Here is a 13,253-nt window from a genome sequence, read left to right on the forward strand (position 1 = left end):
TTACATAAAGGCTTTGATAAATTCTTTATAGGTTTTGCATTTCAATAATCTTTGTATCTTATTGGTATCATCAATCACGTTTCCTAATAATCTATACATCTTATTAAGATCAGCTGTACTATTTCTTTCCACGCTCAGTAAACAGACAAATTGAACAGGCTTATCTTCCCAGGTTACAGGTTTTTGCAAGGTACATATCGTCCAAAAAGTAGTATCTGTCTGTGGGATATGCGGATGGGGGATCGCTACCAGGTTTCCGAAACTGGTCGGCGATAAGGCTTCTCTTTCTAATACTGAGTCAATGAACGTTTCACTCACTAAGCCCAGTACGTGTAACTGATGCGTTAAGAAGTATAATACTTCTTCTCTTGTATCGAATTTCTTTTGAAGGAATACCAGTTCCTCCTTTGTGTATGTTATGGTTTGTTCTGGGCTTTCAGTCATGGCCATTTCAATCTTTTCAAAATCGCTTCCGCCAAGGAACGTATTTACTATAATAATCGGTATCGGCAATGAGTCACTTATTGGAATGGTACTAACGATAAAATCCATTCCATCCAAAGCTGTTTCGCTCAGCTTATAATATTCGGTTATTGCGGCAATCTCCAGTTTCGTACCAAACTTTGACTGAAGCTTGTATTTTAAAAGCTGGGCGCTCCCAATTCCTGAAGCACACACAATGATACAACGCTTTAATTGTCTATCAATTCTTCTCCTTTCCATTGCGGCCCCAATATGAAGGGCCAGATACCCAATTTCATTTTCATTGATGTCTATTTCCATTTCCTGTTTTAATACAGCTCTCGCAAGGATTCCTGCTTCAAATGCAACCGGATAGTTCGTCTTGATGGCTGCAAGCAGGGGATTTCTTATATTCATTCCAAAACGGTAGCGATTAATCGCAGGCTTTAAGTGCAGACTTATTGCAACTGCCAGTTCTCTGTCGTTAACGATGTCCAACTGTAATTTATTTTCAATGTTCTCCAGAATCTTAATGGTAAGATTATGAATCTCCTCATCAATCAGGTTCGGAATTTCTTCATCACCAATGTTTAAGTGGGTAATCATTTTAGTGCCTAACAAATGAATCGCAATATAGGCTATTTCCTCTTGAGGAAAAATAAGCTCCAAACCGCTCTCGATTTTCCCAACTATTTCGCTCGCCACTTTATATTCTTTTTGACTAATCACGTCTTCAATCTCATTGGGGCGTAACATCACATAGTTTTGATCTTGAATACGCCTGCAAGCAATGGCGATATGGATAACAAGATTATTAAGTCCAATATCGGATAATGTAATGTCATTTTCCTTTATTTGTTCCAGGACAACGGATCGGATTGCTGTCATTTGTCCTTTAGGGAGTATCGAATAATTCTCTTTCCGGGTTCCTATTTGGTTGAAGATATATTCCGACATACAATACCGGACTTTCATTTCGTCGCCCTTTAACTCCACACCATAATTTGGGCGCTTATGTAACACTAATTCATAATGGTTTAATACTTTTTTAACATCCCGCAAGTCATTTTGAATGGTTGATTTACTGACATATAATTCATCGGCCAAATCATCTAATTTAACGTATTTATCTATGAGCAGCAGCCGCTTAATTAAGTATTGTACGCGCTCTTCAGGGGAAGTCGGTCTGATTCCCTGTGTTGATGATTGATGATTCGAAACATCGAGTAGAAACTTACGAAAAAGCTGATCATCATGGATGATCAGCTTATACCCTGTGCCCCTTATCGATTTAATCGCAGCACCATATTTGGCGACCAAAGAAGTCAGCTCTTTCATATCATTGCGAACAGTCCGGGATGTAACTTGAATAACATTTGCCAAATATTCACTTGTTATCATTGTCTCAGCAGACATCAGCTCTCGTAAAATAGCAATCATTCGGCCATTCAGCATATAAATCCCTGCTTTCCCAAAATACTGTACAAAACGTTCTCATTTCCTCAATAAAGCAACTTCGACAAGCTTCATTCATTTCCCTTTGCTGATGAATACAAAAATGGCTGATTACTTTAAAAGTAATCAGCCATTTTTCTTATTTTATTGCTTTATTCACAGCTTCCATGACCGCTTCGTTTGTATCTAAATCTAAAACAGATTCAGCAAGCTTCTCCATGTCTGCTTTTGATAATTTACTGATGAGTGAACGTGCTTTTAATATCGATGTAGCACTCATTGAGAATTCATCCAGACCCAGCCCCAACAATACAGGAATAGCTGTCTCGTCACCGGCCATTTCTCCGCACATTCCGGCCCATTTGCCATGTCTATGCGCGGCATCGATAACCATTTTCACAAGACGCAGGATCGCCGGATTATATGGTTGATACAAATATGAAATCCGTTCGTTCATCCGGTCAGCGGCCATTGTATATTGAATTAAGTCATTTGTCCCGATGCTGAAGAAATCCACTTCTTTAGCAAATGTATCGGCCATTACTGCGGTAGACGGAATTTCAACCATGATGCCGACTTCAATTCCGTCGGCAACAGAGGTGCCGGAAGCAACAAGCTTTTGCTTTTCTTCTTCAAGAATCGCTTTGGCCTGACGGAATTCCCCTAGTGTCGCGATCATGGGGAACATGATTTTCAGATTCCCATATGTGCTTGCACGAAGCAGCGCGCGCAGCTGCGTCCGGAAAATATCCTGCTGATCCAAGCACAGGCGAATGGCACGGTAACCAAGGAACGGGTTCATTTCCTTAGGAAGATCCAGATAAGGCAATTCCTTATCCCCGCCGATATCAAGCGTACGGACGACAACCGGTTTTCCTTTCATGCCTTCCAAAACGGCTTTATAAGATTCAAACTGTTCGTCTTCAGTAGGGAGCTGGTCTCGTCCCATATACAGGAATTCTGTACGGTAGAGGCCTATCGCTTCCCCACCATTGTTCACTACACCTTCTAAATCCTTAGGTGTGCCAATGTTTGCTGCAAGCTCAACATGATGTCCGTCAGCAGAAACAGTTTTTTCATTCACAAGCTTAGCCCATTCAGCCTTTTGCTGTTCATATGCTGCTGCTTGTTCTTCATATTTTTTGATTAGTTCAGGTGTCGGGTTGATATGGACTTCACCATTGATGCCATCCACGATGACCATGTCCCCATTTTGAATTGAGGTAGTCGCCGCTTTCGTTCCTACAACCGCGGGAATTTCCATAGAGCGGGCCATAATTGCGGAATGGGAAGTGCGCCCTCCAATATCAGTTGTGAAACCTAAAACAAATTGACGATTCAATTGAGCTGTATCTGATGGTGTTAAATCCTCAGCGATGATAACCACTTCATCCTGGATCATACTCGGATTGGGTATTTGAACACCAAGCAGGTGGGAAAGGATTCGCTTCGTCACATCGCGAATGTCGGCAGCGCGTTCTTTCATGTATTCGTTGTCCATCTGTTCAAACATTGCGATAAACATATCTGCTGTATCTTTTAAAGCAAACTCCGCGTTAATGTTTTCGGATTTTATTTTTTCTTCAATCGGTCCCAGCATTTCAGGATCGCTTACAACTAATAAATGTGCGTCGAAAATGGCTGCTTTATCTGCTCCCAAATCCGTTTCAGCCTTGTCGCGAATCTTCTGAAGCTCGGATTTTGAAGTTTCGACGGCCTTTTGAAATCTTGATAGTTCTTCTTCAACTGATTCAATGGTTTGTTTCGATACCGATAAATCGGGTTCGATCAATCGATAAGCCTTTGCAATCGCAATGCCGTTTGAAGCGGCAATGCCGTTTAATAATGTAGACATTATTCAGCTAAACCTTCTTTTGTCAAAGTTTCTTCAAGCGTGTTCAATGCGTCTTGCTCATCGCTTCCCTCAGCTGAAATCGTAATCTCCGCATCTTTACCGACACCAAGTGACATGACGCCCATAATCGATTTAAGGTTAACTTTCTTTCCTTTATGCTCAAGGTTAATTTCGGAGTCGAATTTTCCTGCAGCCTGTACAAGCAATGTTGCCGGGCGAGCGTGAATACCTGTTTCTGCAATAACTTTAAACGTTTTCTCTACCATCGTGATCATTCTCCTTAAACGATTGATTTGATGAAGCCTGTCTTACCTTTTCTTTTACACGTATAGAATTTTTATATGTTCATGTTTCCCAGCTTGGGATAATTCTATTTTATAAAAATGAGAAAAAAGCTTTTGGAAATGAAAGCATTTTCAAAAATGATATGTCCCAAAACAGCTATCTTTCCTTTGTCAGACAATGCATACATCATTTATTCTTACTATTACAATTTACATAATAATCACATGTAAATCAAATAAAAAACGCAAGATTCGAAGGAGGGTCATCCCGTGATTCACATTCTGTTCAAAAATAAATGGCTGCATTAAATATCCAGTTGGGCTTCCTTTGTAAAAAAGACCCGGTAAGCAAGCAATATAAACAAAATAACCGCCAAAGAAACGCTGCCTAATATCCCCAATAAAATCGCAATTTGATATTCAATCGCCACCATCGGGCTTATGCCGGCCAATATCTGTCCTGTCATCATTCCAGGCAGGAAAATAATACCCATTCCGAGCATGTTGTTTAATGTTGGCAGGACTGCTGAATCAAAAGCACGATCCGTATATCTCTTCACCGCTTTGGAAGGAGTAGCCCCTAACATGAGCGCTCCTTCGATCCGATCCCTTTCATTCGTCAATCCTTCAAGCAACGTTTTCATTCCCAAGGTAATCCCCGTCATCGCGTTTCCGATAATCATCCCGGCAATCGGGATGAAATACCTTGGTTCATACCATGGCTGAAAATGGATGACCACCCCATTAAAGTATAATAAAGCGGCCAGCGGACCGACTACCATCGAAATGACAATAGCCAGCTTGATTTTTTTATTAAGCTTGCGATCCAGCTGCTTAAAAATGGTTCTGATCGCAAGTATCTCCATGAGAGAAAGAAAACCAATCGATAACAGCGGGTGCGGATTATCAAATATATAAGTCAGAACATATCCCGCCAGCACGAGCTGTAGAGTCATCCTCACTGTAGCGATAATAATCCTTCTCTCGCGTGAAATCCCTCTCCATTTCACGATCAGCAGCAAAATAATAACAAACAGATATGCAGCGCCAAGCCTCCATAATTCGATATCAATAATTCCTTTAGAATCCATTTAACGCTCCTATCTATGATACATAGTATCGTTACTTTTTGGCACATTTTATCTCCAACTGCATAGGCCAAGAGAAAGCGCGCTTTCTCCTTTGACTATGCAGTTGGGGCAACCTTTCAGCTTTGCTGAAAGGCCTGTGAAACTTTAGTTTCACATGAATGAGCCAAAAATATAATGTCAACAGCTTTTAAATTGTAATTTCTACTTATTATCTTGTTATTGTTTTTACAAATTGATGACTTCATCCGCATATCCTTCCGCCAGCATTTTCGAATGTGTAATCATAATAATCGTTCCTTGATTGTTCTTGGCTTCCTCGATGAATCGGTTCATCATCGCCATTTCCGATTCTTCATCCAAAGCAGAAGTTGGCTCATCGAGTAGATAAACTTCCGGTTTCAAAAGCAACATTCGCGCCATCGCCAAGCGTTGTTTTTCTCCACCTGAAAGCTTTTCGGCATCATCATCCAACCGCTTGTCCAGCATAACAGTATGTAACACTCTCTTAAACTCTTCCTTTGTGCCTGCGGTTTTTTCAGAGAAATCTAATCCAATCTGTAAATTCTCCTCAATGCTCCCTGGGAATATAAGGGGAGTCTGTGAAAGCATCATTACTTTTCTTCGATGGACAACCGGTTCGATTGTCTCGAGTAATTCTCCCTTATAAAAGATCTGTCCCCCGTTTGGATTGTTCATCCTGTTTAACAGTCTGAGGAGAGATGTTTTCCCAACTCCGCTTTGTCCAACTATACATGTTACGATTCCTTCACCAATCTTCAATTCCTCTAGCTGGATTATATCCTTGTAACTTACATCCTTGAGATAAAACATATCGGCTTTTTTCATCAGCTAAACCCTCGATTTCTATGTACTGTATGCAGACGCAGATTTTTTCATTTTCTTTCCTATATCCGTAAGGTACTATAATCATATAACATTTTGCCAGCCAAGCACATCTGATTCACCAAGAATGGAGACATGAAAATGCAGAATGCCTTATCAATTTCTAAACATGCGGTTTGGTTGATCCTGATGATTTTTTTGCTGACAGGCTGTCAGCAGCAAGAACAGAAACCTGTGCCGGAACAAGAAAGTACCCCGGCTGTTAACACTGAGGACAAACAACCAACGGATTCAGGAACCGGCACGGAGTTAAATGAGAAAGAGCCAAAAGAAGCAAAAGGGAAAACCTTTCTCGCAACAGTAGTTAAAGTCGTTGATGGCGACACAGTAAAGATAAAAATGGATAATGGCCAGGAAGAGACGGTAAGGCTATTGTTAATTGATACACCTGAAACAGTCCACCCCTCAAAGCCGGTGCAGCCTTACGGGAAGGAAGCGAGCCAATTTGCAAAAAAACTGATGCCGGCCGGTTCACATATAGAGGTCGAACCCGGCATTGGCGAGCGCGATAAGTATGGGCGACTGCTTGCTTATTTCTATGTAAACGGTGAAAGTGTTAATAAAAAATTGCTCGAAAACGGATTGGCGAGAGTCGCTTATGTATACGCTCCAAATACGAAATACATCGATGAATTCAGAGAGCTTCAAGAACAAGCCAGGCAAAAAGAGCTCGGGATATGGTCGCTAGAAAATTATGCGACAGCCCAGGGCTTCGATGATTCGTCCGCTAGCACGGTTGCAGAAGCAGATGAGGCTATAAGTGAATCCTCTTCGTGTGAAATTAAAGGGAATATCAACTCCAGAGGCGAAAAAATTTATCACGTTCCATCAGGTCAATATTATGGCATAACAAAACCGGAAGAAATGTTCTGTACGGAGGCCGAGGCGGAGGAAGCAGGCTTTCGGAAATCGCAGCGATAATCTTTTAAAGGGTCCCCCGGCAATGGGGGACCCTTTTCGTTTTATTTATAGATCATTTTTCTTGTCATTCCGCCGTCAACGGTTATATTCTCCCCGTTGACAAAGTCGTTTTCATCATCGCATAAATACACGCATGCCTTTGCAATATCAATAGGCTTTCCTACCCTTTTCGACCAGTGCTGGTTATGGTCTTCCTCTGATAATTCCTCATAATCCCCAGTTTCAATCCAGCCGGGACTGATCGAGTTGACACGTATTCGGTGCTCACTTAATGAAGCCGCAAGAGCATGGGTGATCGCGATGATCCCGCCTTTTGAAGCAGAATATGCCTCGGTACCTTGTTCCGACATAAATGCTCTTGAGGAGGACATATTCACGATCGATGATCCCGGTTTCATGATTTTTGCCGCTTCCTTTGAGGCAATGAAAACACTGCGCAGGTTAATCGCGAGAATGTCATCCCACTCGCTAACACTTAAATCAAATAAAGGCTTGAATTTGGACACGCCCGCGTTATTGATTAAAATATCCAGACTGCCAAAATGGCGGATTGTTTCATCAATGGCATGCTTAATCTCTTTCTCATCTATTACGTCCGTCCTGACAAAAATAGCTTGACTTCCCAAGGCATGTATTTCTTCTGCCGTCCTTAATCCTGTTTGTTCATCTTGTTCCGCAATAACCACCTTGGCTTCCTTCCTAGCAAAGTGTAAGGCAATTTCCTTCCCAATCCCGCTGCCGGCTCCTGTAACCAATACTGTTTTATTTACAAAGCTCATCATTTCATCTCCTTATTAATCGCATACCTATTATTCACATTATGTACCCCAACATGTCTTCAAGGAAAACCAGAAGCAACATGCCAGAAAGTTCTGATAAATTCACAAAAAGTCTTTTTTTGTATTTTCACCTCTACAAATCTTCATTTTCTCCTAGGAAAAGTGATTAAATTCATCGTTTTATCTGTAATAAACCTCACTTTCTTATTTCGCAGGTATTGAAAAATCCCGCTACATTGTAGACACCCGGGAATAAGTGAAAAGCGCGCTTTTCAAAAGGTGCAAACTAAATGGAGGATTTTTCAAAGCTTGCCGACCAATACTCTCCGATGATTCACAAAATCATTAGAACTTTATCCATTTACAAAAACAAAGAGGAATTTTTTCAGATTGGTCTGATTGCGTTGTGGGAAGCTCAAACCAAGTTTGATCTGACGAAAGGAAGCTTTCATAATTTTGCCTATCTAATTGTGAAAGGAAGAATGTTGAATGAGTTAAGAAAGGAGAATCGCTATGACGGCAGGAATAAACCGTTTGATATAGAGTCGATTGATATCAGCAAAAAGCTTATGGTAAAAGATGAACCATTTTTGATCGAAAATTTGCAGTTTTATTGTGATGGGTTAACGAGAAACCAGGCACACTGGCTTATCCTGACTTTTCAAGAAGAAAGATCACAGTCCGAAATCGCCGAACAACTCGGTGTAAGTGTGCCAGCAGTGAAATCATGGCGACAATCGGCACTAAAAAAGCTAAGAAAAAACTCAGCCGAATTCCTCGTCTAGTTCTTAATTAGAAAAACCTATTAGAAAAAGCCATCTTCATGGATTATCCATGAGATGGCTCCCTTTCAGCTTCTCGGTTCATCGAGATATTGATAGACTACTTCTCCACCATGCTGTGCGATCCCTCTAAAATGCTTGAAATCTTCTCTTTGTAAAAGAAAATGGCGAAAGGCCAAAAACTCTTCTTTACTGATCGTATATTCTTCCAATTCTCTGCTCGCAAGCTTATCGAGAATTTCTTTAGCTTCATTTTCTTGCAAAACGCTTCCTCCTTGAAAAGCAAAACGATATACCATTTGCCCATACGTAGTTTTTTTAGTTTCCCACGATGCAGCGAAAACTTCAACAGGGAATCTTGATGTTTTTTTGGAAATGGAATGAAAGAACTAATTTCTTTACGAGCTGAGTAAAATAGTGCAAACTGTATATTATCTCCAATTTTGATACACTCTCTGGCATGTTGAACAGCAGCAGAAACCTCACCTATGGGAAACGCTTTAATAGGAATCGCAAAGGATGGTCGCAATGAAAATAGCTGAAGTAGGCAATGTAATCGAGTTTCGTGATGGACTTAGAGGAATTGTAGAAAAAGTAAATGAAAATTCAGTGATTGTCGATGTTACTTACATGGAGAATTATCGCGATCTAGAGCTGGAACAAAAAACAGTCGTTAACCATAAAAACTATCAGATCATTGAATGAGTATAATTACCCAAGAAAACTCTAACCTTCGAGTTTTCTTTTTTTGTAACTTTTAATGGAGAAACTCGTCTATTTTAATAGCAACACATTTCTAAGGCTCATTCCTGGAAAATTGCTGAAAATACGAATACATAGACAGGAGGCAAAAGCATGGGTAAATTAAAATTCATGTTACTTGGATTTTCGATTATCGGTCTACTATTAAGCGGATGTGGAACAGAGGCAAATGAAAATGCCAAGGAAGAGAAAAAAGAAGTTAATACAGAAGAAAAGGAAGACACTTCCAGCAATAATCAAAATGAGGAAACTACTGAAGAGAACAACGAACAAGAGCCAAATAAAGATGAATCAACTGCTGTCCGGCTCATGGAGCAAAACCTGCGGTATCAGGTAAATGGCGGAGAACAACAAGAAACAGCTTTTCTTGTAAACAGCAGCAACCAAAACTTTAGCTTATATGTACTTCCCAACTACGAATTAACTGCTGAGGAACCAGGGAAGGACATCCTAAAATTTAAAAGCGATGCGGGTGTAAATGCTCGAATTGAATTGCTGCCTGACAATGTGAACTGGGCTGAAACCGAAGAAAATACACGGAACCAGCTTAAGGCGATTGGTGACGATGTTAAGCCTGTAACTGAACCTGGCCTTAAAATGGATAACGCTATTCTAGAGGAAGTCACGGTTGGAGATGAAAAAGTGACGTCTGTATTAATAAAAAATCCAAAAGCCCCTGTAAGGATGACGATCTTCACTACAAGCAGCGCCGATCATCGCAAGGCCTTTATAGAAATGGGCAAAACGATTTTAAAAACAAAATAAGAACAGTCAATATCCCTAAAAAGAATGCGGAACAAACGCCGCATTCTTTTTTTCGCCTTAAAAGGCTCAACACTCGGCGAATGGTCTTTATATGTCTTCTTTTAACTTCTTTTTCCAGACAAGGAATAAAAATAGCATGCTGATATAACCAAATGAAGGATATAGAAACCCGAGAAGTCTGCCATATTCGATTCGTCCGACTATGTATGTGATAAAAAAGATGGATAGCACGATGACGATGTTCGGAATATGAGTGAATGTACGGCTGATTTGCCTTTGCAATCCGAAAATATTACCGATTAATGATGTGAAGATTTCCCCGTAAACCACTAAAATAAAAATCCAATAAAAATTCGCTGCCCCATTTTTTATCAATTCAGCAGTAGGTATTTCATAAATGGACGCATCAGGCAAAGAAATCAGCGCACAATGCCCTGACAGCAAAATCGTTGTCAGAAAAATCCCGCCCAATATTCCCCCGTTCCTAATGGTTTGTTCATCACCGATTTCGTGTGCAACCGGTACAAGTACAGCCTGGGAAAGTCCAAGATTAAACGCAATATAAGCAAACGGCGAAAGGAACATCTTCCAGTTCAAATTTTCTTCCGGCAATTTTAAAAAGGAATCGACAAATCCTCCACCTTTGATGGCAAAAAAACAAAGCATAAGACTAAAGAAAATCATCACCGGTACTACGAATGAGTTAACGGCAAATAATCCTTTTATCCCCAGAATAAGTACAATGGATGCCAGTATGATCGTTATAACAATCCCTGTATTTTTCGATGCCCCCAGCTGCTCCTCAAAAACAGCTCCCGCACCTGAGATCATCACCGACGTAACACCCAGGAGCATAAGTAAAAAAATAACGTTCACGATAGGAGCGATTTTTTTCCCGAATAAGTATCGATTAAAATCTTCATACGTAGCGGCACCAGCCCTTGAGGAAAGAAGCATCATCTTTGTACCGGTAAAAATAAACATGTACCCCGCTATTAATACTCCAATAAAGCCATAAAATCCGTATTGAGTGAAAAACTCCAAAATTTCTTTGCCAGTTGCGAATCCTGCACCAACGACAGTCCCGACATAAACGGCCGCAATCTGGAACGAGCCTGACCACCTTGACAGCATGCTTCCCCCTCCTCTCCACATTTATATGTAGAGGTAGGCTTATTTAGACAAGCCATTTAATAATGAAGTTTTGTTGTTGTTAGACTCAGGCGAATCTTTTGTTTCCTTCTTCAACGGGCGTTGGTTGGGTTTTCCTAGTCTTCTCCTTGTTGTATCCTGTTAGATGAATTACACTTTAAGGAAGGGAGTGAATCATATGGAAAAAGATATTTTTAGTAATATGAATCAATCAGTCATAGAAAAAGAGTTAATGTATAGACAAATTGTTGAATATTCTGTAGAGACAATCGTCATACACTCCGATCATAAAATCTTGTATGTGAATCAATCAGGCGCACAAAATTTAAAAGGGACTAAAGAAGAAATTATTGGTTCCTGTTTACTGGACCGGTACCGGGAGGCCAGCAAACCTGCGATAAAGGAAAGAATACATAAGTCGATGACAGAAAATGTATCGGGTGAACTTATGGAAGAAAAAATATTTAGACTAGATGGTAAGCTGGTCGATGTTGAATTGTACTGTCATCCCGTAGTATTTGGAAATCAAAGAGCGATTCAGACCACCCTTAGAGATATAACAAAACGTAAAGAAGAAGAGAAACAACACAAGAGGGAAATTTATGAGGTTTCTACTCCGTTAGTACCTGTTTTGGATGGTATTTCCGTCCTTCCCATAGTAGGCTCAATAGATATTGATCGAGCCCATCATTTGCTTGAATCCATTCCATCTAAAATTAAAAAAGAAGAGGTTAGATGTTTAGTCATTGATTTTTCAGGCATTTATAATTTTTGCGAAATAGTTTCTGATTTCCTCATGAAAATTACAGCTATTATGAGATTGCTTGGCATTGATTTGATTATTACTGGGATAAGACCAGAGCTTGCCCAGATAGCAGTGGAAAACGGAGTCGATCTTTCTTCCACAAATACGATGGCCACTGTAAAAGAAGCAGTAAAATATCATTTAGATATTAATTAATAGATCCGCTGATTCCAAGACTTAACTAGAGATACTATCTGTTTATGGGGAAACGCAATCATTTATTTAATGTTTTTTTACTAAACATACTATTTTATTCTGCTTTTTTTTGCTTCGATACTGCTTCCTTATTTTTTTATTTATCTTTTGGACTAAGTGACCGATATTAAAACCAGGGAGGTGAAGTTCTTGGATATTGCTGCATTATCAATAGGTATGAATCAGGCTGCTCTTGCACAAAGTGTCAGTATTGCTTTGAATAAAAAAATCATGGAGACTTCACAACAAAGTGCAAACCAGTTGATGGAAATGATCCAGGCTCCTCATCCAAACTTAGGAAAATCAATTGATTTTAAAGTATAAGATTTTGTAGCGCATTCATGATAAATGGATGCGTTTTTTCTGTATTCCATCGACGTTTTTACATCATCAGTTGGTCTGCTCGAGATATTCCTTTCTCCATCGGAAACGTAATTATCTTCCGTTTTCTTTTTTGGTACTTTTTCTTAAAATCAGTAGTAGTGTTACTACTTTGTATATCTTGTGAAATTTTCTTGTGTTAATATACGTACAAGCGCAAACTTTATAAGAGTAAAATAAGTAATGTTCGGGCCTTAAGCGTTTATGATATGGAAACGGAGCCGAAAGGAATTTTTCCTTTTATAAGTAAATAAAATGGCGCTTTCCTTAATTCCCTTATTTTTTAGAAAGGTGTTCTTTAGATTGAAAAACATTTTACTAGCTGATGATTCCCACTTCATGAGAATGTTATTAAAAAGAAAACTGGACGCAAATTATTTCTCAATTATCGCTGAAGCCGTTAACGGACTGGAAGCGATTGAAAAGTATAAAAATTTTAATCCTGATATTGTTTTAATGGATGTAACCATGCCTATTGTTTCCGGAACGGATGCATTAAAAGAAATTATTAGGTATGATCAACATGCAAAAATAGTGATGTGTTCTGCATTAGGGACACAGCCATTAATAAAAGAATCTTTAAGACTAGGCGCAAAAGATTTCATTGTTAAGCCCTTTTTTGATAATCTCAACAAAATCCTTAATAACCATTGATATAAAC

The 13,253-nt window shown here is 39.6% G+C and carries 15 protein-coding genes; 7 read left to right on the forward strand and 8 right to left on the reverse strand.

Annotation, left to right across the window (positions count from 1 at the left end; translation table 11 throughout):
• The 5 genes from D0463_RS01020 to D0463_RS01040 all read right to left on the reverse strand — a co-directional run bounded on the left by D0463_RS01020 (position 1) and on the right by D0463_RS01040 (position 5,993).
• Complete coding sequence (locus D0463_RS01020; RefSeq protein ID WP_117304120.1) at positions 1-1,917, reverse strand: BglG family transcription antiterminator; 1,917 nt, start codon at positions 1,915-1,917, stop codon at positions 1-3.
• A gap of 139 nt (positions 1,918-2,056) precedes the next feature.
• Positions 2,057-3,772 (reverse strand): phosphoenolpyruvate--protein phosphotransferase, encoded by a 1,716-nt coding sequence (gene ptsP, locus D0463_RS01025; RefSeq protein WP_117304122.1) that lies wholly within the window; start codon positions 3,770-3,772, stop codon positions 2,057-2,059.
• Positions 3,772-4,038 carry a phosphocarrier protein HPr gene (locus D0463_RS01030; RefSeq protein WP_117304124.1) on the reverse strand — a complete coding sequence of 89 codons (267 nt, stop codon included), beginning with the start codon at positions 4,036-4,038 and terminating at the stop codon, positions 3,772-3,774. The genes ptsP and D0463_RS01030 overlap by 1 nt, the downstream gene beginning before the upstream one ends.
• Before the next feature lie 323 nt (positions 4,039-4,361).
• On the reverse strand, positions 4,362-5,147 hold the full coding sequence (locus tag D0463_RS01035; protein ID WP_117304126.1) for an ABC transporter permease: 786 nt from the start codon (positions 5,145-5,147) through the stop codon (positions 4,362-4,364).
• 225 nt (positions 5,148-5,372) lie between these two features.
• Positions 5,373-5,993, reverse strand: coding sequence for an ABC transporter ATP-binding protein (locus tag D0463_RS01040; protein WP_254052680.1), 621 nt, complete (start codon positions 5,991-5,993; stop codon positions 5,373-5,375).
• Positions 5,994-6,131: 138 nt separating this feature from the next.
• Between D0463_RS01040 and D0463_RS01045 the strand changes: the two genes are divergently transcribed.
• Positions 6,132-6,971, forward strand: a complete 840-nt coding sequence (locus D0463_RS01045) for a thermonuclease family protein (protein WP_254052681.1) — start codon at positions 6,132-6,134, stop codon at positions 6,969-6,971.
• Between the two features lie 41 nt (positions 6,972-7,012).
• On the opposite strand, the gene D0463_RS01050 is transcribed toward D0463_RS01045, so the two are convergent.
• Positions 7,013-7,750, reverse strand: a complete 738-nt coding sequence (locus D0463_RS01050) for an SDR family NAD(P)-dependent oxidoreductase (RefSeq protein ID WP_174234269.1) — start codon at positions 7,748-7,750, stop codon at positions 7,013-7,015.
• 290 nt (positions 7,751-8,040) lie between these two features.
• Between D0463_RS01050 and D0463_RS01055 the strand changes: the two genes are divergently transcribed.
• Positions 8,041-8,535, forward strand: coding sequence for a sigma-70 family RNA polymerase sigma factor (locus D0463_RS01055; RefSeq protein WP_117304131.1), 495 nt, complete (start codon positions 8,041-8,043; stop codon positions 8,533-8,535).
• A gap of 65 nt (positions 8,536-8,600) precedes the next feature.
• On the opposite strand, the gene D0463_RS01060 is transcribed toward D0463_RS01055, so the two are convergent.
• A complete protein-coding gene (locus tag D0463_RS01060; protein ID WP_117304133.1) occupies positions 8,601-8,795 on the reverse strand; it encodes a hypothetical protein in 195 nt (64 codons plus the stop codon).
• 265 nt (positions 8,796-9,060) lie between these two features.
• Between D0463_RS01060 and D0463_RS01065 the strand changes: the two genes are divergently transcribed.
• A complete protein-coding gene (locus D0463_RS01065) occupies positions 9,061-9,237 on the forward strand; it encodes a YkvS family protein (protein WP_117304206.1) in 177 nt (58 codons plus the stop codon).
• A 150-nt stretch (positions 9,238-9,387) separates the two neighbouring features.
• Positions 9,388-10,059 carry a hypothetical protein gene (locus D0463_RS01070; RefSeq protein WP_117304135.1) on the forward strand — a complete coding sequence of 224 codons (672 nt, stop codon included), beginning with the start codon at positions 9,388-9,390 and terminating at the stop codon, positions 10,057-10,059.
• 87 nt (positions 10,060-10,146) lie between these two features.
• Here D0463_RS01070 and D0463_RS01075 read toward each other — a convergent pair whose 3' ends face one another.
• The gene (locus D0463_RS01075; protein WP_117304137.1) at positions 10,147-11,193 is read right to left on the reverse strand and encodes a YkvI family membrane protein; all 1,047 of its coding nucleotides are present in this window, start codon (positions 11,191-11,193) and stop codon (positions 10,147-10,149) included.
• 196 nt (positions 11,194-11,389) lie between these two features.
• Between D0463_RS01075 and D0463_RS01080 the strand changes: the two genes are divergently transcribed.
• The 3 genes from D0463_RS01080 (at position 11,390) to D0463_RS01090 (ending at position 13,246) form a co-directional block, all read left to right on the forward strand.
• On the forward strand, positions 11,390-12,172 hold the full coding sequence (locus D0463_RS01080; protein WP_117304139.1) for a PAS domain S-box protein: 783 nt from the start codon (positions 11,390-11,392) through the stop codon (positions 12,170-12,172).
• Positions 12,173-12,361: 189 nt separating this feature from the next.
• A complete protein-coding gene (locus tag D0463_RS01085) occupies positions 12,362-12,535 on the forward strand; it encodes a YjfB family protein (protein ID WP_117304142.1) in 174 nt (57 codons plus the stop codon).
• Positions 12,536-12,895: 360 nt separating this feature from the next.
• Positions 12,896-13,246 carry a response regulator gene (locus D0463_RS01090; protein WP_117304144.1) on the forward strand — a complete coding sequence of 117 codons (351 nt, stop codon included), beginning with the start codon at positions 12,896-12,898 and terminating at the stop codon, positions 13,244-13,246.
• The last annotated feature ends 7 nt before the right edge of the window (positions 13,247-13,253 follow it).

Origin of the sequence: Bacillus sp. V59.32b (assembly GCF_003429085.1) — a bacterium.
Taxonomy (GTDB): domain Bacteria; phylum Bacillota; class Bacilli; order Bacillales; family DSM-1321; genus Peribacillus.